This window comes from Frankia sp. AgB1.9 (assembly GCF_016786355.1).
Classification (GTDB): domain Bacteria; phylum Actinomycetota; class Actinomycetes; order Frankiales; family Frankiaceae; genus Pseudofrankia.
In genome coordinates, this window is sequence record NZ_JADWYX010000023.1 from 66,868 (window position 1) to 90,685 (window position 23,818).

Consider the following 23,818-nt stretch of genomic DNA (forward strand, 5'->3'; position numbering starts at 1 on the left):
CCAGCCGGCCGTGGCCGCCGCCAACGGCCGACGCGCCGCCGGCGACCTCGCCGCTGCCGACAGCGACCAGCCGTTGAGGTAGTCGGCGATCTCCTCGTGAGTCCGGCCGCGGCCCGCCAGATCGCTCGGCGCGACCGCGGTCGGATGATCGCGATCTCGCGCACAGATTCGGCGAGCACAGCGACATGCCTTTGGACCGCGGCACCTCGTTGTTTCGGGCGCAATCACGATGAAGCGGGCAGCTCTTCAATTCCAGGGAGCTCCCGCTAGCATCCTCGCTGCCCGCTCCTGCCAACCACCGTTGGCGTTCCAAATAGCCCGCACGAAGTCCCGCGAAGGATCGCACCGCTCGATCTGTCGCGGCCCGAACTTCCGACGCTGTGCGAGAACTTCATTACCGTCGACCAGGGCGGGCATCACTTCGTGACGGTTCCGCCGCCTGCCGCGCTCAGTCGTGACGGCTACTGGTGCGGAGCCGAGCTTTAGGCGTGCTGGCCTGTACGCACGTGCGGCCGACGTTCACCGGGCGGGAGCTCAGCGCTGTCGCCGGGCGCTATGACGAGACGGCGCGGGACTGATAGCCCTGCAGGTGCGGCGGGCGCCCCGGTGCTGCCGGCACGAGCTCCCCGATGTTCCAGCTGATGATTCGGCGCGGACGAAGGCGGAGGATCTGCTGGCTGAAGCCGGGGACGAGCGGCGGGTCCTGGGTCGAGATCTCGATCCGTCCCCGGATCTCGATGCCGCGGCCGGTCTGGCCGATCGAGTTCGGGGTGTCGGACTGGTCGTCGACCACGAACGAGACTCTCGGGTCGGCCGTGACGTTACGGAATTTCTGGCTTTTGGGCAGCTCGGGGCCACCGATTTCCACGACGCCGCTGTCGGGGTGAACCCGGAAGGCGACGGGATGTGCCTGAGGGGCGCCATCTGGCCCGATGGACGCCAAACGCCCGAGGGGATGGTGAATCAGGTAATCAAGCTCGGCGTCCGTGAAGATCATGCAGGCAGCCTAAAACCTGAAGCAGGCTCGAGGTCAAAGCTTCAGGCCGTCGGCGAGGGGCGCAGGTGTCGGTAGGTGGTGGACACACCGCGATCACGAACAGAGCCCTGCCGCGCGGTGGTTCTCGCCCACAGGTTGGCTGGCATTCGGAATGGCCCGCGACTCGGTCACACCCACGCGTTGTGTGGGTGTGACCGAGTCCGGTCAGCGACCGCGGCGTGCGCTGAACGTCGCGGCGCTGTGGGTCGGTCGCGACCTGGCACGCTCGGTGGACGACGACGGGCCGGCCTCGTGATCGGGCGAGCTGGTGCGAGCCGTGGCCGCGGCCGGTCGAGACGCCGTGGCCCGGCCGGCGGTAGCGGTGGTCCGCCCGCCGCGCTGGCTGCTGGCGGGGCGGCGGCCGCGTCGCCTGCCCGTTCGCGGGGTCGGCTCGGTGCCGCGATTTCCGCCAACCGGCCTGCGTTGAGCCGGACTGGTCCTGGTCTCAGGTTCGGTCGTGACCACGGGGCTGGTGAGCGACCGAACGCCGGGGGCGAGCGTGGCGAGTACCGGGTGATCGGCGGACCCGACCCGGGTGGTCGCCGGCCTGATGCCGGCGGCGCGGGCCAGCTGCGTGACTTCACGGAGCTGATCCGTGGTCGCCAGGGTGATGACGGTGCCACTGTTGCCGGCGCGCGCGGTGCGCCCGGAACGGTGCAGATATGCCTTGTGGTCGGCCGGCGGATCGGCGTGGATCACGAGGGCCACGTCGTCGACATGGATGCCGCGGGCGGCGATGTCCGTCGCGACCAGCGCCGCGGCCCGGCCCGCCTGGAAGTCGTCGAGGTTGCGGGTACGCGCGTTCTGGCTCAGGTTGCCGTGCAGTTCGACGGTGGGCACGCCAGCGCGGTTGAGGTGGCGGGCCAGAGCCTTGGCTCCGTGCTTCGTGCGGGTGAACACGACCGTGCGGCCCGGCGCGCTGGACAGGTCAACAAGGACCGGGAGCCGGCTGTCCCGCTCGACGTGCAGCACATGGTGCTCCATGGTGCCCACCGGGGACTGGGCGGAGTCGGCCTCGTGTACAGCGGGCTTGCTGAGGTACTGGCGGACCAGCGTGTCGATGGCCTTGTCCAGGGTCGCGGAGAACAGCATGCGCTGCCCGCCGGACGGGGTCTGGCCGAGCAGCCGGCGCACGGCGGGCAGGAACCCCAGGTCGGCCATGTGGTCGGCCTCGTCCAGCACGGTGATCTTCACCTGGGCGAGCGAGCAGTGCCGCTGCTTGATGAGGTCCTCGAGCCGGCCGGGGCAGGCCACGACGATGTCGACGCCACGGCGGATCGCGGCGACCTGCGGGTTCTGGCCGACGCCACCGAACACGGTGCACGAGGTGAGGCCGGCCGCGGCGGCGAGCGGCTGCAACGCCGTGTCGATCTGCGCGGCGAGCTCGCGGGTCGGCGCCAGGATCAGCGCGCGCGGGGACCCGGCGCGGGCCCTAGGCCCACCGGACAGCCGGGCGACCACGGGCAGCAGGAACGCGAGCGTCTTGCCGGACCCGGTGCGGCCGCGGCCGAGGACGTCGCGTCCAGCGAGCGCGTCCGGCAGCGTCGCACGCTGGATGGGGGTGGGAGTCTCGATGGCGAGACGGGTGAGAACGGTGGTCAGGCGCGCGGGCACGCCAAGATCGGTGAACGAAGACAAGAAAGATCGCTATCTGTGCGGGTGTCCCGCCGACAACCGGGGATTCGAGGAACTCGACCGGTTACGCGCGGAGCGAAGGCCCGATGCTGGGCAGCGGGTGCTACGACGCGCGGACAACTCGCGGCAGGAGCTCGACGAGCTGATAGGGCCAGCATAGCTGGTCCGCGCGGCGCATCGGTGCTTGGCCAGTGCCGTTCAGGTCAGCGGGCCGGCGTGGAGGCGGCGGTGGTCGGCGGGGGATCGGGGGCCGGCCCGCCCAGAAGCAGGTAGAGGAGCCCGCCGACTATTCCTCGCTCGGGCGTCGCCGGGGGAGTGGTCTGGGCCTGGGTGAGACTCGGTATCGCGCTGGCGCTGAGCTCCGGCGCCGGCGTGGTGTGACTCACCGTCGTCGTCGTCGTCGGGCGAGGCGAGGGCGGGCGCTGCGGGTCTGTGATGGTCGCCGTCGGTGCCTCGGCGAGGTTGGTGAGTGTCGGTGCCAGGGACGTCGCCGCGGCGCCGGTGGCGGCGATCCCGTGCCGGTGGCCGAGGACGAGGAGCAAGGCGCCTACGAGGACCAGCAGTGTCGCCGCGCCGCCGGCGAGGATCCCGACCGTCATGCGAGTGGCGCGGCCGGCGGGAACCGTGCGACTGGTTGGGGCGCGGATCTCGTAGTCCTCGGTACTGGACTCACCGAAGCTGGCCAGCGGGGGCCCCGGCTCGCGACCGCGTCGCGCCAGGGTCGTCGCGGCGGCCCGCCGGTAACTACTGATCTCGGCGGCGATGGTGTCGGGGAGCCAGCCTTCGCCGAGCAGACCGCGGTTGGTCGTCGGAACGGTGGCGCTGTCCACCCGTACCGCGAGCTCCATGGACAGCCTGCGACAGAGGTCGATGATCTCCTCGCAGCTCGCGCGCTGCGCCGGCGCCTTCGCCAGGCAGCGAGTGAGGACCAGCGGCAGCGGCCACGGAGCCGGATCCCAGTCGGGCTCGTCGTACTCGATGCGGTGAAACACGGCGCCGTCGCCGCCGAAGGGATAGTCACCCGTCGCCGCGAAGTAGGCCGTAGAGCCGAGGGAGAAGATGTCTGACGCAGGGCCGACCCGGCTGTTCTCGACCTGCTCCGGCGACATGAACAACGGTGTGCCCACCGCCACGCCGGGTCGGCTGAGCTCCCGGCTCGTGCCTTCGATCGCCCGGGCAAGACCGAAGTCGATGACCAACGGACCTTCCGCCGCGACCATGACATTGCCCGGTTTGAGATCACGGTGGATCACGCCGGCCTGGTGAATGGACTCCAGTGCCTCCGCGACACCGGCGAGCAGCCCGAGCACGGCACGGACCGGCAACGGGCCAGCCTGCCGGACCGCTGCCGAGAGGTTCGGCGCGGGGATGTACGCCGTGGCGACCCATGGGCGGGCGGCATCGGGATTGGCATCGACTACCGGAACGGTGTACGCGCCCTGCACCCGCCGTGCGATGGCGACCTCCGCGGCGAACCGGCGCCGGAAATCGGCATGGTCGGCGAACTCGGGTCGTATCAGCTTCAACGCGATCGGTCGTCCAGCCCGGCTGGTCGCCAGGAACACCGTGCCCATGCCGCCCTCACCGATCCGGGCGCGCAGCTCATAGCCGCTCACGACGCGCGGGTCAGCATCCAACAGGGGCAGGAAAAGACGGTCGTTTGTCACATGCCGTCCCCGGCTGAAAGGAGAATGGCTACGCCTGTCCAGGCTTCCTGGCCTGGCGGGATCACTCCGCGTGGGCGGAATCGTTGGCTCCTCACGGCCGGCTGACGCCCAAGGCCACCGTGGGGTCAGCCCGCAGAACGGTCCGCTACCAGTCAACCGTGGCCTACAGCGCGGGCATGTCCCATCCAACCGGTCCAAGCGGGTATGTCACGGATTGCACTGTATCGAACCCGCCGAGACACCGCTGCGTCGGTCGAAGCCGGGCACGTCCCCGGGCCGCCAAGGCCTGCTCGTGGGAGTGCGGCGCGATCCACGCCGTGGCGTTGCCCTCTGCGCCGGGCCTCGGCTGCTCCTTGCGCCGCCTCCGGCAAGGTTTGCCCCGTCCCGAGACCGGCAAGATCGCCGTTTTGGCCCTCGCGTGGTTGTAACCGCCGCGGTTTTGTGACCACGCGAGGGCCAAAACGGCGATCAAGCCAGCGGGCCGACCTCGCCGGACCCGGCGCTGGCCACCGTCAGGGCTCCGGTCACGGCTCGCGAGTCTGGCTGACTGCCGCCCATACCCCGTCCATCCGCAGCTGGCGGCCCGCTCGAGATCCCGACGCGCCGTCTCAGGCCCAGCGCTGCTCCGGGAGCACGCCACCTCCGGCACCGTGGGAGGCGATGCCGGTGTGGCGCAATTGGTAGCGCACTCGACTTGTAGTCGAGCGGACTCGAGGCCGAGTTCTCTCGCTACCTTCATCAATAAGAGTGAGTCTAGGCGGCGGTGGCAACCAAAATTCAAGAAATTGCAGCTGCAGGACAATGCGGTAGCCGTGTCATGGACTGTCGACCGCCTTGGCCGCCGACCACTTGGACCGGCCGGTAAGAACTGGTCGCCCAGCTCTCGACGGGACGGGAGCGTCTCGAGGAACGCGATCAATTTGAGCCGGTGAGGGGGCGCTTCTCCGCGTTTACATATTCCGCGCACGACCCATTTATCCACATGATGGCCTCGTCGGAGGGCCGCGGACTGGCTCCTCGCGTTCGCGCTCAACCATCGGCGTCCGCATGATGTGGAGTGCACTGCCGCGACGCAGACCCGGAGGTGGCCGCGTGCGCGATCTCCACGTTGCTCCCCACGATGCCGGCGATGGGGGCGGCTTGCGGGTGCTGCGCTCTCCGGGAGCTGGGTCCGCTGGTGTTTCCCGGCGAACGCCGCCGGCTGCGACACGAGGGGCGACTGCTGATGGAGGACGACCGAGCCAGACGTATCCGGCATCTCATTATGCCGCTGCGCGTCAAGCCGGGTTCGAAGGTGAACATAGGCAAGGACTTCGACCCGCGCTACAAGCCGCATTCTCTGAAGAAGAAGGACGGCGTCGAACTGCTGCAGAACGGGATCGCTCTGCTGGCTGACTACCAGCGGCGCCTGGCTGCCCAGGACACATACGGGGTACTGGTCTGCCTCCAGGCGCTGGATGCCGGAGGAAAGGACGGAGTAATCCGGCACGTCATGAGCGGGGTGAACCCGCAGGGCGTGCAGGTCAGTAGCTTCAAGGTGCCTTCGGCGGAGGAGCTCAACCACGACTACCTGTGGCGTTACGCCCGCCGCCTGCCGACTCGCGGTGAGATCGGCATCTTCAATCGTTCACACTACGAAGAGGTTCTCGTCGTCCGGGTACACCCAGAGAACCTAGATCGCCAGAAACTCCCCGAAAAAGAGAAGGGAGAGGGGGTGTGGGACCGACGCTACCGCGAGATCAACAACTGGGAACGCTATCTTTCGGACAACGGGTTCAGGCTGGTGAAGCTTTTTCTTAACATATCAAAGGAGGAGCAGAGGACCCGTTTTCTCAGGCGGATCGAGGTGCCGGAACGCAACTGGAAGTTCTCCTCCGCCGATGTGCGGGAGCGGGAGCACTGGGACGACTATCAGCACGCCTTCTCGGAGATGCTGTCCGCGACCAGCACGCGCTGGGCGCCCTGGTACGTCATACCAGCGGACCGGAAGTGGTTTGCTCGGATCTGCGCGGGCGCGGTGCTCGCGCACACGCTTATCGACATCGATCCGCAGTATCCCGAAGTGAGCGAGAATATCCGTCGTGAGCTGGGAAAAGTGGCGGCAGAACTTGAGAGGGAGGCACCAGAAGGCGCGTCGGGGGACCTGTAGGCCGCGTCCACCGCGTCCCGCGACCAGATAGCCCAAGAGCCGGAATCGCCGAGGACGCACGGGCGGAACCCACCCGACCGGAGGCATCCAGATGACCATCCCGCCATCACTCGCTTCCCCGAGCGCGCCTGACGCCGTCCACTGGTACGCACGCTCAGCCGAAGAGACCGCCGCCTGCCTCGAGGTGGAACCGACTGTCGGGCTGAGCGTCGAAAAAGCGGCGAAACGACTGGCCGCGAACGGTCCGAACGCGCTTCCGGAGGAGAAACCGAAACCGGGCTGGCGGCGGTTCATCGACCAGTACCGCAACTATATGCAGATAATTCTGGTCGCCTCGGCCGCGGTGTCCCTGGGAATCCGGGAGTGGAGCACCGCGATACTGCTCGCGCTGCTGACGGTACTGAACGCGGTGGTCGGCCTGCGGCAGGACGGCAAGGCAGAAAGCGCCATCAACGCCCTCAAGTCCATGATGAAGGCCACGGCCAGGGTCCGGCGATCGGAAGGCGAGGCCGAGATTCCGGCCGAGAACGTCGTCGTGGGCGATGTGGTGCTCATCGCCGCGGGGGACAGCGTGCCAGCCGACGGTCGCATCATCGCGGCCAGCGCCCTGCAGATCGACGAGTCAGCGCTCACCGGGGAGAGCATGCCCGCCGCCAAGGACGCGGCGACACGGCCGGACGGCCCGCTCGGTCTGGGCGACCAGTCGAACATGGCCTTCATGAACACCCCCGTAACGCACGGCAGCGGAGCCCTGATTGTCACCGGCACAGGCGCGGGCACCGAGTTCGGGAAGATCTCCCGCATGCTGTCGGCGACGGCCAGGGAGCAGTCACCCCTCACGAGGGAGCTCAACCGGCTCACTCTGTGGATTGCCGCCGCGGCCGGTCTCACGATGATTGTGATGTTCATCCTGGGCCACCACCGCGGTGAGACCTGGGATGCGCTTTTCGTAAGCGCGGTCTCGCTGGCCGTCGCGGCCATCCCTGAGGCCCTGCCCACGGTGACGCAGACAATTCTCTCGCTCGGCGCTGTCGACCTGGCGAAACGCAACGCGATCGTCAAGGACCTCCCGTCGGTCGAGACCCTGGGATTCACCTCGGCTATAAACACGGACAAGACCGGCACACTCACGATGAACCAGATGACCGCGGTGGAAGTCGTCACGCCGTTCAACCGGTACACAGTCTCCGGCACCGGCTACGGCCTCGAAGGCCGCGTCCATCATGCCGCGGGCACGTCCCCCAACATCGACGACGCGATCCTGCCCTATCTCGTCGCCAACGACGCCAACCTCGTCGACGGCACGGTTGTCGGGGATCCCACCGAGCGCGCCCTGATGGTGCTCTGCCACAAGGCCGGGCTGGATGTCGACGCCGCGCGCGAGCAGCTACCCAGACTCGCCACCCTTCCGTTCGACCCCACATACAAGTTGATGGCCACCTTTGCGTCGACCGTGAACGCCGAGGGACGGCCGGTCGTCCGGTGTTTTGTGAAAGGCGCGGCGCCGGCCGTGATGGGACGCGCGGCCACCGTGTTGTCCGCCGGCAAGACGATTGCGTGGGACGCCGAGGTGAACGAACGCGCGCACGCGGAGATGGAGCGCATCGAACGGGCGGGCCACCGGGTGATGGCCGCCGCGACCCGCGATCTCGATCCCGCCGAATTCGACGCGGACAGCGACCTCCTCACCTACGTCACCGACCTTCAGGTGACGAGCCTGGTCGGGATGGTCGACCCGCCCCGCCCGGAGTCCAAAGCGGCGGTGGCCGACGCGCAGGCCGCTCACATCCGGGTCCGCATGGTGACCGGCGACGACGTCATCACCGGCGCGGCCATCGCCCGGCAGGTCGGCATCGGCGGCGAGGCCATCCTCGGCGCGGACTTCGCGGCCCTGCCCGAGTCAGAACGCCTGGCCCGCATCGACTCCATCGGCGTCGTCGGCCGGGTCGCCCCCGAACACAAGGTGCTCCTCGCGGACACGCTCAAACGGAACGGCGACGTGGTGGCGATGACCGGCGACGGCGTCAACGACGCCCCGGCCATCAAGGCCGCCGATATCGGGATCGCCATGGGGACCGGCACCGAGGTGGCGAAAAATGCCGGCCGGTTGATCCTGTCCGACGACAACTTCGCCACGATCATCTACGCGGTCGAGCAAGGTCGGAAGATCTACGACAACCTCGCCAAGTACATCCGGTTCGTCCTCATCCTCCTGGTCGTATTCGTCCTGACATTCCTCGGGGCAACCCTGCTCGACATCGCTGCTGGCGAGCCGTTCACCCCCGCGCAGGTCCTCTGGATCCACTTCGTCGTCAACGCCCCGTTCGGCTTCGCGCTGGGCTTCGACAAGGAAAGCCCCGGCCTCCTCACGCGCACGCCGCGCCCGCGTGGCGAGTCCCTGCTGACCGCGCGGCTGATCGTCACGGTCTTGGTCGCCGGCCTGACCATCACCGTCGGCCTGCTGGGGATGAGCAAACTCGGCCAATCGCACTTCGGGAGCACCCAGATCGGCAACTCGATCGCGTTCACGTCATTCGCGCTCTGCCTGATCGTGGCGGCCTTCGAATGCCGCAGCGAAACGCATACGACGCTGACACCGGCCACCTTCGACAGCAGACAGCTGAACTGGACGGCGGTCTGCGAGTTCGCGCTGGCCGTGCTCACGACCCAGATGGACGCGTTGCGGCGCATGCTCGGAACGACCCAACTCGACCTCCGCGAATTCGCCTGGGCGCTGGTCCCCGCCATCGGCCTCCTGCTGCTGTGGGAAGTCCGAAAACTCCGGGCCTAATCCACCTGTGCCATGGGTATCGGGTACGCGGTTGGGGTTGCGGCGGGTCGGGATGTCGCGTTCGCGGTGATGTTCTTCATGCAGGTCGTGGCGGCGGGCGTGCGGGAGTTGGTCGAGAGTGATGACGCCAACTTCAGCGGCGTCAGGGACGGATCTTCCGTGAGCCGGTCCGCCCGGGGTGCTCAGCTGTGCCACGCACAGGCCGGGCTCGGCGAAGGGCACGAGGCGGGTGTGGACGTCGGGTGACCGTGCTGAGAAGCGTTCATCGGCCCAGGCTCGGCCCGGCCCGCTCCGCCGGCGCGGCCTTCTCACCGGGGCTGTCCGCCAGGTTCGCCGCGAGCGCGGCGGCAAGCTGCCCGTAGCCGCCTCGGTCGTCGCCGGGGGTGGTGGGCGCGTAGGTGACCCGGGGGCGACCAGGGGTCGAACGCGGGCGCGGCCCGGACACGGCGAGACCGGCGGCGGCCAGCCGGTCGAGGTGGAAGCGGACCGTCAGCGGCCCGTTCTGGACGCCGCGGGCGCCCGCAGGCTTTGGCGGTGGGCTCGGGACATCGCAAGATCTGCGACAGAGCCGGTTTTCAAGAGTCGGCGACATCGGTAGCCAGACGGTTCCACGACGGGGTGACCAGGCATTGAGGGCGAAGGACCGCGGCTGGCCTTCACGCACATACGCCAGGGACGGCACCGACCCGCCACAACCGCTTGTCGGTGCGGCCAGGGGACGACCAGCCCTGTTGAACCAGTGCGCACACAGAACTCGCAACAGTCGCAAACGCGAGGTTGCCAGTCATCACACGGAGCCGGTGAGGGGACTCGAACCCCTAACCTTTCGATTACAAGTCGGCTATTGGGGTGTTTCTATGTGTTCGCGCGGACCGCCCGATGCGCATTTGTCCACGTCACGGCCAATTTTGCTGTCATCTAAGTTTCCGGAGTGCCGCATCGTGCCGCGACGTCCGTACACACAATGAGCACACATCGGCCGTGCCGGCGACGGCCGCCGAGCCGCAACGGTGATGTCGATATATCGGCACCGCCGTTGCTGTGTGTAGCGGTCCTGGGCTTACCGGCGACGTCCACGCGCCCCGACCGGCCACATCTCGGCGGGCCGTCCGGCCTCGACGTCTGGGCATTCTGGCGTCGCCATCGAGCTACCGATGGTTGTGACGTGACCGTCTTTGCCCTGCTTCCGTGTGACCTCACCGCGGGCGGTGGGGGTTGAGGAGAAAACGCCAGCCGCTCGTCAAGTCGCTCTGGATGCCCTCCAGCACCACGAGCACAGCGAGAGCTGCGAATCCAACCGAGACGGTCACGCTGATCCAGACTAGCGGGTCAGCGAACCCGAATGCATGCGGCCCGAAGGCGGGCCGCCATCGGACCGCGCAGGCCTCCGGACGCCGCGGAGACCGGACGGTGCCGCCCGAGCGGTCCGCCCGGTCCGAAGCCCCGTCGGGGCAGTGCGCTAGGAAGGCCCTGTTTCTGTCGGAGGTGTACGCCAGACTCGTCGCGTGGCTACGTGGTCGCCCTTACGGGAGCGTCTCGCCTGCGTTGATGGCTCCCTGACGTTGGCGTGGGCAGAGTTGGATGCCCTGGTCGGCGGTCTACCGCCGTCGGCGTACAACCATGTCGCGTTCTGGAGCGGCGAACGGACGGGTTGGCCCGGGTTCCGGACCGAACAGGTGCAGATCGGGCGGTCTGTGACTTTCGTACGGCACCGCGCTGCTCCGCTGCCGGCGTTCGCGGCGCCGGCAGCGGAGCCGACAGCTGATGACTGACGGGATGAGCAGCAGCGCGGGGACGGCAGCCGACCTGGTTTTGATCGGCTGTGTGAAGACCAAACAGTCCCGGGCGATGCCGGCGGCTGATCTGTTCGCCAGTCCGCTGTTCGCTAGCAGGCGCCGCCATGCTGAGCGCTCGGGCGTGCCCTGGTACATCCTGAGCGCGAAATTCGGCCTGCTCGCCCCCGCGGACGCGATCGGACCGTATGACGTCTACCTGGCCGATCAGCCGCGTGAATACCGCCGAGCCTGGGGCCATTTCGTCGCCGCGCAGCTGGCCGTGTCCTACGGAGACGTCCGCGGTCGGCTGATCGAGATCCACGCGGGCGCGGCCTATGTTGATCCGCTGCGTGAACCGCTGACCGCCCTGGGCGCACGGCTGGAGACTCCGGTCTGTCACCTGACGATGGGGGAACAGCTCTCCTGGTACAGCAATGCCCAACCGGCCGAGCAATCGGCGAACGCCGAGCGTCTGCCCGCGCTCGACGAACTGACGGAAGTAGCGGCCGCCCTGGCTGATCCCGGGCGGCCCCGGAGCCCCGCTCAGTTCCTCGCCGGTGATCGTCGGATGTTGAGCCAGCCAGGGCTTTACTGCTGGTGGGTCGACTACGCCGGGGCGCATGACCTGACGACATGCCTCGGTCAGCTCGTCGCTCCCGGGCTGATCTACGCCGGTCAGGCCGGCGCGACCCGATGGCCCAGCGGACGCAGATCTGCGAACACCCTGTGGACCAGGATCGCCGGTATGCACCTCGGGGGCCGAGCCGAGTTCTCCACCCTCCGAAGGACTCTGGCCGCAGCCTTGAGCGGTGCGCTCGACCTGGAACACAAGGATGCCGCGCCGCTCGACGCCTGGATCAGGCAACACCTGCGCGTCACCGCCGTCCCTTTTGAAGACCCGGACCGCCTCGCTCAGGTCGAGGCCACCGTCCTGGACGCCCTCGATCCGCCGCTCAACCTTCGCGGGCGTCCACAGACACCGCTACGCCTCCGACTCGAAGAACTTCGCCGCACGTGGAGGCCCTTTGATGAGCCAGGCGACAGCTAGCAACACCCGACGGCCAACCTTTCTGGACAAGGTGTCGGACAACCCTGGACATCAGCTCGTGGTCTTCGCGCTGGCACCGCTATGACCGAAACCGCGTCGTGCTTCCGATCGGCGCGACGACCCGACGGCAGACCCGAAGCACCACGAGAAGGCGCGGCGCCCGCGTCGACTGGGAACGTGAGAGCGGTGGATGACGACACCCGTTGATCCCATCCGCACCGGACTGCTGCTCGACGCGTTGACGACCTACCGGGCGGCCCGCCAGGCATTGCTCGCTGCCCTCGGGCCCACGGCGTCGAACCGTGATCCTTTGACGGAACTGGCTGAGCACCTCGTCCAGGCGCTGCTGGGCGGCGCTCTTGCTGCCTCCCGGGTTCAGGCCGACTACGACCTGGTCCTGGACGACGCGAGTCGAGTCCAGGTCCGCTGCCTGACGAATCCGGGCGGGACGTGGGTGAACGAGCACCTCGTGGACCGTGTCGACGGGGTCGACCTCTACGCGCTGGTGTTGTTCGAGTCGTTCACCGTCGTCGGGGTGCTCGTGTTCCCGACTCGCGGCCTGGCCGCGATCGGCGCAGCGCTCGGCAAACGCCACCTGCGCCAAGATGAGACCTTGCAGTTCACCCGACGCAACTTCCACGCCATCCGCGACGACCCGGACCGGTTTCGCGGCCTCGGCGTCCGCGTCTGGCTACCCGGGCAAACCGTCAGCTGAGCTGGACAGTCATCATCTGCGGTAGGCGGTGGTGAGTTCGTCGAACCGGTCGTGCTCGCTGTCGGTGAGCGCGTCGGGCCTGGTGAGCAGGAACCGGGTCAGCTTGCGCGGGGAGATCCTGGCCCGTGGCCGTCGAGGCGCCCTTGGTCGACGAGGCCGAACAGCTTGTAGCTGCCCGAACAGCCACGTTCTCTGATGTTGTGTCGTTCCGAGGGGTGAGAACCTTCCCAAACAGATCGACCGTCCGTCGCCTCGGCCAGCGCAACAGTGCCGCGCGGCACCACTCATGCACGCCGCAACCCGGCGTCTGCACCCAATCGGCGCCCCCTGAGCCTAACCAAGAGGCACCTGGTGGCCACCGTCCGTCGACAGGTGTGGGGCTGCCGGCGGCCGACCGTTGACTATCCGTCAGGATTGAACGGTGGGGCTTACGACCACGTCCTCGGGGGAAGACTGTGAGATCTGAAGAGACCGCCCTCCCGCTCTCGGTTCCTGTCGACGAGCTGGTCGAGCGCGTTCAGGCCTACGAACTGGAAATAGCCAGCCAGCGGGCGCTGCTGCGCGGTGCGGCACGGCGCACGACGGAGCGGTTGGGCGACGTGCGGGCGCAGGTCGACGCCATCCGCGTCGCGATCCAGCAACGCCAGCAAAGCCTCGGCGAGGTGACCCGGCAGTCCGGAGTCAAGCCGGATGGCACCCGCTCCTACCTCATACCGATCGCCGACCTCGCCTGGCTGCGGCGCAACGGTTCTGCCTGGGTGCTGCGGGACGACATCGGCCAAGCGTTCGACAACGATCTCGCCCTGGCGCGCCGGAAGTTTGAAGAAGCGCGCATCAAGACCTTCGGTGGCATCGCCCGCCGGGCCGGGGCCGAGGCGCTCGGGTCTTACGCCGCGCGGATCACCCGGTTGCGCGAGCTGATCACGATGTTGGACCGGCCGCTGCGTGCCGCCGAGGCTGAGGCCGCCGAGCTGCTGGCGCAGGATCGGGCCCGTGCCGTTGAGCTACTCGTGTCGGCAGGGGAGGCGGCGGAGCTGGCCCGCGACCTGCTGCCGGCGCCGTGGCGCCCCTGGACCAACCCGGCGTGGGAGCGATGGGCCGCCGGGCCGGCACACCGTGGCACCGACAGCGTCTACGCGGGCATTCTGACGACGCTCGACGACCCCGAGCTGGGCGACGACGCCAGCCTCGGATCCTCGGCTGAGATCCCCTTCTTCCTCTCCGGCCGGCAGAGCACCCAGATCATCTACACGCCAGCGAACCGGGACGAAGCACTTGGGTTCGCACGGTCATACCTGCTGCGGCTGCTCGCCGTGACCAAACCTGCGGATCTGCGGTTCTGCCTGTATGACCCGGTGGGCCTCGGCCAGTCGGTCGCCAGCCTGTTGGAGCTGGCTGAGTACGACGCCGACCTCATCGGCGGTAAGGTCTGGTCGACGCCGGACGACCTGACGGCACGGTTGACTGAGCTCACCGCGCACATAGAGCTCGTGATCCAGAAGTATCTCCGTACCGAGTTCGACTCGATCCAGGACTTCAACGCCGCGGCCGGAGAGGTCGCGGAGCCCTACCGGCTGCTGGTGTTGTTCGACGTTCCGACCGGACTAACGGAGCGGGCCGCGGGACTGCTGCGCTCGATCGTGGAGAACGGGCCGCGGTGCGGCGTCCAGACGCTGGTGCTGGTCAATGCAGCGGTCGCGGTGCCCCACGGGGTGGATCTGGACCTCGCCACGGCTGACGCCCTGCGCATCTACTTCGGCAACCCGTTCGTGCTTGAGCACGACGGCTACAAGCTCCGCATGCTCCTGAGCCCGGAGACGGACGCGGGCGCCGGGCCGGTCGCACGCCGGATCATCGACTCCGTCGGGCGGCAGGTCATCAACAGGACCGAGCAGGCCGTCACGTTCACCAAAAGTTTCGGACTGTTCAACGTTATGGCGAACCGCGGTTTACGCACCGAGCTATCACCAGCGGTCGGTAGTACCGAGGTCGACGATCTGAGCACCTGGTGGAGGGTCGACAGCACCCGAGGGATCTTCGCGCCGATCGGCCAGAAGGGCGCCCGCGAGGCGGCGATACTCGGGTTTGACTCGGAGGATCAGTATGGGGCGCTGCTGGTCGGCCGGCCCGGGTCGGGCAAGTCGACGCTGCTGCACACCTACCTCGCCGGCCTGACGACGCTGTACGGCCCGGACGAGCTGGAGCTCTACCTGGTCGACTTCAAAGAAGGCGTCGAGTTCAAGCACTACGCGGCGGAGAAGCTCCCGCATGCGCGGGTCATCGCGATCGAGTCCGACCGCGAGTTCGGTATCAGTGTGCTGGAGTCACTGCGGGGCGAACTGTCGCGTCGCGGTGAGCTGTTCCGGGCGACCGGCGGCCGTCATTCGGGGCTCCGTTCGCTACGCGAGACGACGGGCGAGGCGTTGCCGCGTGTCCTACTCGTCTTTGACGAGTTCCAGGTGCTTCTCGCCCGCAACGACAGGCTCGGGCTGAAGGCCGCGGACCTGCTGGAGCACGTCGTTCGACAAGGCCGCGGCTTCGGCGTGCATGTACTGCTCGGCTCGCAGAGCCTCGACGGTCTCGACGCGCTCGGTGCGCACGTACCCCAGCTGCTCCCGACGAGGATCCTGCTGGCGGCGACACAGGCGGACGCGCACCGTGTGCTGGGCGAGAAGAACGACGCGGGCCAGTATCTGTCTGGCCATGGCGAAGGAATCCTCAACTCGCGTGCCGGCGCTGTCGAAGCGAACGAGCGGTTCCGTGGCGCGCTCCTGAGCGACGAGGACCGGCTGGTCAGGCTGCAGCGCCTGCGGGCTAAGGCGGACGCCATGGGATTTACCCGCCTTCCCACGATCTTCGAGGGCAACGCCGCCGTCCCGCTCGACCGGATACCCGCCGGCCGTTTCCGCGAGGAGCTGGCGGCGACGGGCAGGGCGCCGATCCGGCTGCGTGTCGGAGTACCCATGGCGACCGCGGGGACGGCCGACCTGGAGCTGCGCAGGGAGGCTGGCGCGAACGTCCTCGCCGTCCTGCGTGATCCTGGTGGCGACGGGATGAGCCCGAGCGACGGGCCGGCCTACGGTCTGTTGACCGCCGCGGTCGCCTCGGCAGCGCAGAGCCAGGCGCAGATCGACGTCATCGACTTCCTGCCCGTCGACGACGGCCTCGACGACGTGCTGCAGGCGCTGCTGGGCAGTGGTCGAATCACCCTGCGTCGTCGGCGCGCGTTCGCCGCGCTGGTCACCGAGCTCGCCGCCGAGGTCGCCGACCGCGTGGACAGCGACGACGCGCTGCGCCAGGCACGGCTCGCCTTCCTGTTCGGCGTGCACCGGGCGCGCGATCTCGACGCCGAGATGAGCTCGCTCGACGCGGACCAAGAACTCGCCGACGCTCTGGAGAACGTCCTACGGGACGGCCCCGAGGTGGGCGTGCACGTCATCTTCTGGGCGGACACCGTCGGCGGCGCGTCACGGCGGCTGTCGCCGCGCATGATCCGCGAATGCGGCTGGCGGATCGCTGGGCACATGTCCGCCGACGACTCGCACTCCCTTCTCGGCTCCGACCGCGCCGCCGAGATCCGCGACCGACAGCTGGTGATCGGCAATGACGAGCGCGGGATCGAGACCCGTGCGCTGACCTTCGGACTTCCTTCGGCCGAGTGGCTCGCCGACATACTCGCCAGCCAGCCGCCATCGCCAAACAGGAAGGCCGCTGATGGCTGAGATCACCGCCGACCCCGATCGGCTGCGCCAGTTCGCCCGGGTACTGTCAGCCTCCGCGGCCGACTTTGACAAGCTCGCACGCCAGATGCAACGCGCGTTGGAGGCGACCGGCTGGAGCGGCAAGGAACGAGCGGAGTTCGAGCGGGACTTCGCGAACGTCGTCAAGATGGCCGTCCGGCTGGGCAACGAGCTCCGCCATAAGCACATCACGGACGTGCAGAAAATCGCAACGAACCTGGAACAGCTCCGCCGGTAGCGATTGCCGGCCGACGGAGTTCGGCTGCGGCCAAGCCACGCCCTGCGCCGCTACGGCCACTCCGGCTGTCCATCAAGGCAGATTTCGCCGGCGCGCTGGTCACCGATGGGCCACAGCGTGGCGATCACCCAAGTCTGCGGAGGCAGGAATGTGCACCAGCCGGCCTGTCGCTTGGCAATGCTGCGATTCTCGTGCGTCAGGGTCGGTGCTTCTTGTCCGTTTGACGGTCGCGATCACTCGGTGATGGCCGAGGGCAGGACAGAGCGCTGGGGTCCTGTGCTCACACGGCCCGGAGCGAACCTGCTAGCTGGCGCGGGCTGCGTCTTGTCGCTGAGGTCGAGCCTGCTGGGATCGGTTGTGGCGCTGGTGGATCTGGCTTTTGTCTGGCTACGGTGCGAGGGCGGTGAGTGAGGTGGTGGGTAGGGCGATCCAGCCTTCGGACGCGGCGGCGGGGTGGTGTTGAGAGCCCGGGCGGGTGGTGAGGCCTTGGGCGGCGGCGCGGGCGGTGAGGGCCGCGACGACGGCGTCGAGGACGTCGTCGGAGCGGCGGCAGAGCGTTTCGTGATCACCAAGCTGTAGCCACGGTGCTGTGGCTTGAAGATCGTCGACGACTCTTTGCAGGTTAGCGATGTTCTCGGGCCGTTTGTAGCCGCGGTGAGGCAGTCCCCAGCGGGCGAGCGACGCGGCGGGGTAGACCTCGACGACAGTGCCGGTCCCCGTTCGGTCGACTGGTTCCCCCTGGTCGGCGAGGGCCGCGAGTAGACCGGCGCAGCGCATCGCCGTGTGGCTGATCCGGTCTGCGGCGACGCTGAGCGGCCAGATTCCCGTGGCTGCCTGGACTTCCAGGTCGGTCGCCCGGTAGGCGAGGCGGCGGCGCCAGTCTCTGCCGGCGATGTCGGCGGGGACGGCGACGTTGCCCGACCGGTGGGCGTCGATGAAAGCGACGAACGGTTCCGGCCAGCCGAACGGGCAGTCGATCCCGCTCTTGTCCGCGGTGTGGACTGCCTCGATCACCGTGGCGTCGTTGGCGCCGAGCGTGACGGCCCGCACCACAGCGGCGTGAGCCGTCCAGTCGAGGTGGGCAACGGCCGTCCGCGCCGGCTCGGCCGCCAAGTCCACTCCCACCGTCCGCACGCGATCACCGTAGCTCTCAAGTCCGACGCCATAGACGATCAGGTCAGATCGGTTGTCTCCACCGAAGCCCGCCGATCACGCGCAACTCTTCTCGTGTCGGGCCGTGATCGTCAGACCCATTGCCGATCCCTCTGCCCTATGACGTCTAGAACCGCGGGACGAGATCGACACGGCGCAGCAGGTCTGCAGGCGGTCAGCGCGATACGGCCGACCCGCAGGCGGGTTCTAAGGGTAGCCGGCGACCACGGTGCGTGCCTCTACGGGAGGTTCCTATCCCTGATATCTTTCCCTGCCCCAGTACTGATTTCTGGACGAATTTCGCTTTCCGGACATATTTTCGGAGCCGAACAATCGGCGAGCCGCTTTCCAGAGGGTTTACAAAGGACCCTATCGAACCATCAGGCCATCAATATTTCGACAACAGAACCCTGGCCTTGGCGCTCTCTTCCGTGATTACGTATTCCGCCTCGCTACCCTCACGGAGCCGCGCAACAGGCGCGGCGTCTTTCTTGGGGGGGAGAAGAGGCGTGGGTCGACGTGTGTCATTCCTCAAACGCGGTACTCACCGACAAGGGTCTCGCCGGATGGTGGCGGTGGTGGCCGTCCTCGCGACGACGATGACAAGTCTCGTGACAGCGGCGTCAGCGGCGTCAGCAGCGACGCCGACGCGGGCGGTGGCGCTGGTGGTCGATGTTTCCGGTTCCATGGCGGGCGCCCCGCTCGGTCAGGCGCAGGCGGCGTTGACTTCTAGTGTCGATGGGCTGCGCTCGACAGATTCCGCCAGCCTTCGTAGCTTCGCTGGCGACTGCGGCGACGGTGGTCAACTCCTCGTGCCATCCGGCACCGACAACCGTGACGCCATGCGCGCGGCGATCGACGGGTTGGTCGCCAACGGGGGAACTCCGACACCAGACGCACTGCGGGCCGCAGTGACCGACTTCCCTGCAGGCATCGCCAACCGCGTGGTCATTCTCGTCAGCGACGGTGAAAGCACCTGCGGCGATCCCTGCCCGGTCGCCCAGCAACTAGCTGCCTCCGCGAACACCGCGTTCACCGCCTACACCGTCGGCTTCCGAGCCGATGGCAGCGCCGAGGACGAGCTTTCGTGCATCGCCCATGCCACCGGCGGCCAGTACTACTCGGCGAGCGACACCGCGGGCCTGCAGAAGGCGATTAACTCGGCCATCCAGGCTGCTGGGCCAGCCACATATGTTGCCCTCGGCGACTCGTACTCCTCCGGCGAAGGCAACGCGCCGTTCGACTCGGGCACCGACAAAAACGGCGGGCTAGGGAACAACGCACCCGGTTCGTGCCATCGCAGCCAGGTCGCATGGCCGCGCGCCGTGGCGGCCGCGACCGGTCTCGGTCTCGAGGCGTTCCTGGCCTGCTCGGGCGCGACAACAGACGCTCTGACCCGTTCCTTCAAGGGCGAAGCCGGCCAGATCACGGCGATGGTGGCAAAAGATCCTTCACCCGACCTCATCACGATCACCATGGGTGGCAACGACATCGGGTTCGCCGGGGTCGTCGCGGCCTGCCGTCTCAACGGCCACGGCGCGGGGTGCAGCACCGCGATCGGACTCGCCAGCCTGGCTGCCGCGTTCTACCTGCCCGCCAAGCTGAAGGCGGCCTACGCGGCCCTTCACGCCGCCGCACCGAACGCCCAGATCCTCGTGGTCGGCTACCCGAACATCATGGGCAACGGCGTGACGTCCGGCATCCGCTGCCCCTGGATCGATGGCACGCACCGCGTCGCGCTGCGGACGCTGGCCAGCGGCCTGGACTCCCAGATCAGGTCGGTGGTGCAGTCGATGCCCGCAGACGATCACGTCCAGTACGTCTCGACGCTGAACGCGCTGAGCGGCCACGAACTGTGCACGGGCGACAGCTGGGTCAACTCCATCCCGTACGTGTCGGACCCCAACCGCTCGGCCCACCCGACCAAGAACGGCCAGAATGCAATGGCGACGACTGTCGCCAGCTACATCAAGGCCCACTACGCAGGGCTCACCATCTCGATCCCGAACTTCTGAGGCCCGTCGACGGTGCGGCCCCACCGCGTCGCGGTCGGGCCGCTCCGTCTCAGGGCCGCAAGCGCAACGACGGACTGCTCCGCTCACGGGCATGCGGACGTCTGGAGTCCTGTCGGCAAATGGTCGTCTGTCGACACTGGGCGACAGCCACCCGTAGATCCCTCACAGGGTGTCGACAGCCCGCGTCGAAATTCAATGTCGACAAACATCGCGACCGGCTGCTGTCGACGCGGTGCTGATCGGCTACGCACGAGTCTCGACCGCGAACAGAACGACCACCAGGTCGACGCGCGGCTGCGCGTCGGCGTCGCCGAACGCGATATCCACCTCGACATCGCCGGCGGCGTGATGGCCTCGCGGCCGAAGTTCGACCATGTGATGCAACTGCCGGTTCGGGCGACCGGTCGACGGTATGCGCTGGTCAACGGCGCTGGCGCAGGGCGGTCAGGCGGTCGCGTAGCGCGGGCTCATCGGCCGGCGACGTGACAATCTCCACGAGCTTCGTGCGGCTCGTGGCGCCGTGTACGAGGGACACATCGGCACGGCGCAGGCCGAGCGCGTCGGCTAGTGCGCGCAGCGCCGCCTCGGTCGCCTTTCCGTCGACCGCCCGCGCTGAGACACGCACCACCAGGCTCGGCTCGCCGCCCGGGCCGCCCAGCTCACCGCCGACGGCGGTCCTGCTGGCCCCCGGTCGCACTCTGATCGTCACCCGCACACACCCCGTCATCGCGATGGTGCAGCCCCCGCCCGGGCACGCGCCGCGCCGGGCACCGGCCCGCGCGGCCCACTCACGGTCCAGGTGGTGCACGCGGTCGGCGGGCTGGAACTGGATGCGTTGGCCGTTGAGTTGGCGTTGCAGCACGGTGATCTGGTGGCGCAGGGTGAGGATCTCGGTGTCCTTGTCGCGGTCACCGCGGCTGCCATCCGCTTGCGCGGCAGCCCAAGCTGCCAGGCCAGCACAGGCGAACCGGTCGTAGCGTCCACGGCCGTCACTGTAACGGGCCCCCGCACGTCGCCCCGGAAGTCGGGGTGACCTGTCCGAACAGATCCACCATGTCCTGGTCGCCGGCACAATCGGCGCATGATGCGTCCGCGGCGGGCCTCCATCGCCCACCCCCGCCTCGACGGGCTGCGCTCGGTCGCTGGCTGAACACCTTCATCGCCAGTCACGACGAAGGTTCGGTTTGCTCCCGTATCCGGCGGAGCAGCCCGTCGCTGCGCCTGGTGTGGGGGTGGTCGTCGCCGAGTACCCGCCGCCGGCGGGTCAGGGTGTCCTCGGCCAGTGTCCGGGCGGCCCGCAGCTCCCCGAGGTCGACCAGCACGGCGGTGAGGTTGTTCGCCGAGGCCAGGGTGTCGGGGTGGTCGTCGCCGAGGACCCGCCGCCGGCGGGTCAGGGTGTCTTCGGCCAGTGTCCGGGCGGCTTGCAGGGCGCCGAGGACGATCAGCGCGCCGGTGAGGTTGTTCGCCGAGGCCAGGGTGTCGGGGTGGTCGTCGCCGAGGACCCGCCGCCGGCGGGTCAGGGTGTCCTGGGCCAGCGTTCGGGCGGCCCGTGACTTCCGGAGGCGGATCAGCACGCCGGTGAGGTTGCTCGCCGAGGTCAGCGTGTCGGGGTGGTCGTCGCCGAGAACCCGTCGCCGCCGGGTCAGGGTGTCTTCGGCCAGCGTCCGGGCGGCCCGCAGCTCGCCGAGGACGGCGAGCCGGATGGCGAGATTGTCCGCGCAGGTCAGAGTGGCGGGGTGGTCGTCGCCCAGCAGCCGGCGGCGGCGGGTCAGGGTGTCCTCGTTCAGTGCCCGCGCCGCGTGGAGGTCGCCGAGGGCGGCGAGGGCGGTCGCGAGGGCGGTCGTGATGTTCAGGCTGTCGGGGTGGTCGGGTTCGAGGGTGGCACTCCAGCGGGTCCGAGCGGCCTCGGCGAGAGCGCGGGCGGTGCGGTGGTGCCCGGTCTGGTTGAGGTACTGGCAGGTGTCGTACTGCAGCCTGCGGAACCTTTCAGGTTCGGCGAGGTCGGCCAGGTCTGTCAGGTGGCTGGCCGCGGCCAGGACGTGCGGGGTGAGGGCTGCGTAGGACGGCCACGCGACGGGGTCAGCCGGGACGCCACGGTGGGCGGTGGCCAGTAGCTCAACAGCGCCGGCGATCGCGGTGCGCTGCTGATCGGCGGTGAGCCGGGCGCGCAGCAGCGCGGCGACGAGACGGTGGAGTTGCAGGGCGGTGGCGATGCGTCGGGCGAGCGCGAGCTGGCTGATCGCGTCGATCATGCGGGCCAGGGCGTACGGGTCGGCGGCGGCGAGTCTGCCGGGTGGGGTTGGTGTCCCGGCCGGCGAGCTGGGGGTCAGCGGGATCGCTTCGGGGGCGAGGAACGCCAGCCGGTCCAACAGCTCGGCCGCCGCTGGGTGGCCGGCGGCGAGGCAGTCGCGGGCGGCGGTGACGGTGGCGGCGAGTCCGGGGTGGTGCAGCGTCTCGTCGGCCAGCACCAGCGCGGGTTGGGCGGCCAACAGGGCCAGATAGTCGACCGAGCTGATACCGGTCCGCAGGAACGCCCCGGCCTGGTCGACGGCCAACGGCAGATCCCCGACCGTGGCGGCGATCTGGTCGGCCTCCTCGTCGGGAAGGTTCGGGATGTGGCGGCGTAGCAGGGCCACCGACTCGCCGCGGCTGAACTCGTTGATCTCGACCAGCTCGACGCCGACCCGACCTATCCCTGGGTCGCGGCAGGTGACGAGAAGCTGCCCGCCGGGCGGGGGCAGCCTCCGCGCCAGGGTGGTCGGGGCGGGGATGTTGTCGTAGATCAGTAACCAGTCCTCGCGACGGCCGAGCTCGGCCAGCGCCGCGGCGGCCCGCTCTGGCACCTCGCCGGTGGCGAGGCCCAGGACGGTGGCGAGCGCGGCCAGGCCGGCTGTTAGGGCGAGCGGCGTTTCCGCATCGATCCACCAGACCAGCTGGTAGTCGGCGGCATACCGCCAGGCGAACTCCAACCCCAGCTGCGACTTCCCCACACCGCCCGCGCCCTGCAGCGCGGCGACCGCGACTCGCCCCGACCCGCGGGCCAACTGCCCACGCAGGCCGTCGAGCAGCACGTCACGGCCGGTGAACAGGAGGTTCCGCGGCGGGACGTTCCACACCGGCGGCAGCCGGCCCGGGAACGTCGCCGCCACCCCCGGCCCGACCGCCATAGGCGCGGTGGGGAAACCGGTCGAGACTCGCGCCGGGTGCTCCACGCCGGCGGCTTGCAACAGCCGCCGCCGAGCGGCCGGCTCGTCGAGGTCGAACAGGTCCCGGTAGCCGATCGTCCCCAGGACCGCTGGAATCGAACAGGCCTCGATCCTCAGCGGGGTCAGCTTCCGGTCGGCCAGCGCCCCGGTCCACTCCTGGGTACACCAGTGCGACGCGAAATACGCCGTCGAACACACCGCGACTGTCCGCCCCGCGGCCTGCATCTGGGCGCTGATCCAGGACACGAAGTTCTCCCCCGCCGGAGAGTCCCACGCCTGCACCACTACCGAGGCACCTTCGGCTTCCAACACCTCGGCGACCCAGGTCGCCCACGCCTCATCCGCGCCCGTATACGAGACGAAGAAATCCACCGACCCACCCCGAGCCCCCGTGCCCATAGCCACACAGGATGCCAGCCTGGGCGCACCTGGACGGCCAGTACCACCTGAGACCGCTGCCGCGAGCGCGACCGGCCACCAGCCACGCAGACCGCGCCGAGATGGCGTGGTCCCGGGCTGCGCGGCGCCCAGCCTGCCGTCGGGCCGACGAGATCACCGAGCCCGCTCGGCGATCAAGGCCGGACCGATCCGGCCGCCGCCGCTACTCGGCCCCGTGGCGATACCCCTTCGCCCGCACAGCCGCCCCCAACG

16 protein-coding genes are annotated in these 23,818 nt (G+C 68.8%); 8 read left to right on the forward strand and 8 right to left on the reverse strand.

Annotated elements, in window-relative coordinates; translation table 11 throughout:
* Positions 1 to 553: 553 nt before the first annotated feature.
* The 3 genes from I6A60_RS11345 to I6A60_RS11355 all read right to left on the reverse strand — a co-directional run bounded on the left by I6A60_RS11345 (position 554) and on the right by I6A60_RS11355 (position 4,287).
* Positions 554 to 997 (reverse strand): PPOX class F420-dependent oxidoreductase, encoded by a 444-nt coding sequence (locus I6A60_RS11345; protein ID WP_203018866.1) that lies wholly within the window; start codon positions 995 to 997, stop codon positions 554 to 556.
* A 204-nt stretch (positions 998 to 1,201) separates the two neighbouring features.
* Positions 1,202 to 2,650 carry a DEAD/DEAH box helicase gene (locus I6A60_RS11350; protein WP_203018859.1) on the reverse strand — a complete coding sequence of 483 codons (1,449 nt, stop codon included), beginning with the start codon at positions 2,648 to 2,650 and terminating at the stop codon, positions 1,202 to 1,204.
* A 224-nt stretch (positions 2,651 to 2,874) separates the two neighbouring features.
* Entirely contained in the window at positions 2,875 to 4,287 is a 1,413-nt protein-coding gene (locus tag I6A60_RS11355; RefSeq protein WP_307873638.1) for a serine/threonine-protein kinase, read from the reverse strand.
* A 1,276-nt stretch (positions 4,288 to 5,563) separates the two neighbouring features.
* On the opposite strand from I6A60_RS11355, the gene I6A60_RS11360 reads away from it, so the two are divergent.
* From I6A60_RS11360 to I6A60_RS11370, 3 genes are all read left to right on the forward strand, one after another.
* Positions 5,564 to 6,487: a polyphosphate kinase 2 family protein gene (locus tag I6A60_RS11360; protein ID WP_203020623.1), complete on the forward strand. Its 924-nt coding sequence runs from the start codon at positions 5,564 to 5,566 to the stop codon at positions 6,485 to 6,487.
* 91 nt (positions 6,488 to 6,578) lie between these two features.
* Positions 6,579 to 9,278, forward strand: coding sequence for an HAD-IC family P-type ATPase (locus I6A60_RS11365; protein WP_203020587.1), 2,700 nt, complete (start codon positions 6,579 to 6,581; stop codon positions 9,276 to 9,278).
* 12 nt (positions 9,279 to 9,290) lie between these two features.
* The gene (locus I6A60_RS11370) at positions 9,291 to 9,524 is read left to right on the forward strand and encodes a hypothetical protein (protein ID WP_203020590.1); all 234 of its coding nucleotides are present in this window, start codon (positions 9,291 to 9,293) and stop codon (positions 9,522 to 9,524) included.
* Between the two features lie 16 nt (positions 9,525 to 9,540).
* Here I6A60_RS11370 and I6A60_RS11375 read toward each other — a convergent pair whose 3' ends face one another.
* Positions 9,541 to 9,723, reverse strand: coding sequence for a hypothetical protein (locus tag I6A60_RS11375; protein WP_203042424.1), 183 nt, complete (start codon positions 9,721 to 9,723; stop codon positions 9,541 to 9,543).
* Between the two features lie 1,331 nt (positions 9,724 to 11,054).
* Between I6A60_RS11375 and I6A60_RS11380 the strand changes: the two genes are divergently transcribed.
* The 4 genes from I6A60_RS11380 to I6A60_RS11395 all read left to right on the forward strand — a co-directional run bounded on the left by I6A60_RS11380 (position 11,055) and on the right by I6A60_RS11395 (position 16,794).
* Entirely contained in the window at positions 11,055 to 12,101 is a 1,047-nt protein-coding gene (locus tag I6A60_RS11380) for a DUF6884 domain-containing protein (protein WP_203020594.1), read from the forward strand.
* Positions 12,102 to 12,291: 190 nt separating this feature from the next.
* The gene (locus I6A60_RS11385; protein ID WP_203020596.1) at positions 12,292 to 12,816 is read left to right on the forward strand and encodes a hypothetical protein; all 525 of its coding nucleotides are present in this window, start codon (positions 12,292 to 12,294) and stop codon (positions 12,814 to 12,816) included.
* 455 nt (positions 12,817 to 13,271) lie between these two features.
* Positions 13,272 to 16,538 (forward strand): FtsK/SpoIIIE domain-containing protein, encoded by a 3,267-nt coding sequence (locus I6A60_RS43460; protein WP_203020598.1) that lies wholly within the window; start codon positions 13,272 to 13,274, stop codon positions 16,536 to 16,538.
* Positions 16,531 to 16,794, forward strand: coding sequence for a hypothetical protein (locus I6A60_RS11395; protein ID WP_203020600.1), 264 nt, complete (start codon positions 16,531 to 16,533; stop codon positions 16,792 to 16,794). Before I6A60_RS43460 ends, I6A60_RS11395 begins: the two co-directional genes overlap by 8 nt.
* 387 nt (positions 16,795 to 17,181) lie before the next feature.
* On the opposite strand, the gene I6A60_RS11400 is transcribed toward I6A60_RS11395, so the two are convergent.
* Complete coding sequence (locus tag I6A60_RS11400; RefSeq protein ID WP_203020602.1) at positions 17,182 to 17,928, reverse strand: DUF429 domain-containing protein; 747 nt, start codon at positions 17,926 to 17,928, stop codon at positions 17,182 to 17,184.
* A 584-nt stretch (positions 17,929 to 18,512) separates the two neighbouring features.
* Between I6A60_RS11400 and I6A60_RS11405 the strand changes: the two genes are divergently transcribed.
* A complete protein-coding gene (locus I6A60_RS11405; RefSeq protein WP_203020604.1) occupies positions 18,513 to 19,961 on the forward strand; it encodes a GDSL-type esterase/lipase family protein in 1,449 nt (482 codons plus the stop codon).
* 243 nt (positions 19,962 to 20,204) lie between these two features.
* On the opposite strand, the gene I6A60_RS42790 is transcribed toward I6A60_RS11405, so the two are convergent.
* The 3 genes from I6A60_RS42790 to fxsT form a co-directional block, all read right to left on the reverse strand.
* A complete protein-coding gene (locus I6A60_RS42790) occupies positions 20,205 to 20,336 on the reverse strand; it encodes a hypothetical protein (protein WP_255545208.1) in 132 nt (43 codons plus the stop codon).
* A 46-nt stretch (positions 20,337 to 20,382) separates the two neighbouring features.
* Positions 20,383 to 20,676: a DUF167 domain-containing protein gene (locus I6A60_RS11410; RefSeq protein ID WP_203020625.1), complete on the reverse strand. Its 294-nt coding sequence runs from the start codon at positions 20,674 to 20,676 to the stop codon at positions 20,383 to 20,385.
* A gap of 451 nt (positions 20,677 to 21,127) precedes the next feature.
* The gene (fxsT, locus tag I6A60_RS11415; RefSeq protein ID WP_203020605.1) at positions 21,128 to 23,539 is read right to left on the reverse strand and encodes an FxSxx-COOH system tetratricopeptide repeat protein; all 2,412 of its coding nucleotides are present in this window, start codon (positions 23,537 to 23,539) and stop codon (positions 21,128 to 21,130) included.
* Positions 23,540 to 23,818 lie beyond the last annotated feature (279 nt).

Excerpts from the sequence above, each read along its gene's own strand:
- I6A60_RS11345 (WP_203018866.1), bottom strand. The coding sequence starts at position 997 with ATGATCTTCACGGACGCCGAGCTTGATTACCTGATTCACCATCCCCTC.
- I6A60_RS11360 (WP_203020623.1), top strand. The coding sequence starts at position 5,564 with ATGGAGGACGACCGAGCCAGACGTATCCGGCATCTCATTATGCCGCTG.
- I6A60_RS11365 (WP_203020587.1), top strand. The coding sequence starts at position 6,579 with ATGACCATCCCGCCATCACTCGCTTCCCCGAGCGCGCCTGACGCCGTC.
- I6A60_RS11370 (WP_203020590.1), top strand. The coding sequence starts at position 9,291 with ATGGGTATCGGGTACGCGGTTGGGGTTGCGGCGGGTCGGGATGTCGCG.
- I6A60_RS11380 (WP_203020594.1), top strand. The coding sequence starts at position 11,055 with ATGAGCAGCAGCGCGGGGACGGCAGCCGACCTGGTTTTGATCGGCTGT.
- I6A60_RS11385 (WP_203020596.1), top strand. The coding sequence starts at position 12,292 with ATGACGACACCCGTTGATCCCATCCGCACCGGACTGCTGCTCGACGCG.
- I6A60_RS11395 (WP_203020600.1), top strand. The coding sequence starts at position 16,531 with ATGGCTGAGATCACCGCCGACCCCGATCGGCTGCGCCAGTTCGCCCGG.
- I6A60_RS11405 (WP_203020604.1), top strand. The coding sequence starts at position 18,513 with ATGGTGGCGGTGGTGGCCGTCCTCGCGACGACGATGACAAGTCTCGTG.
- I6A60_RS42790 (WP_255545208.1), bottom strand. The coding sequence starts at position 20,336 with ATGGTCGAACTTCGGCCGCGAGGCCATCACGCCGCCGGCGATGTCGAG.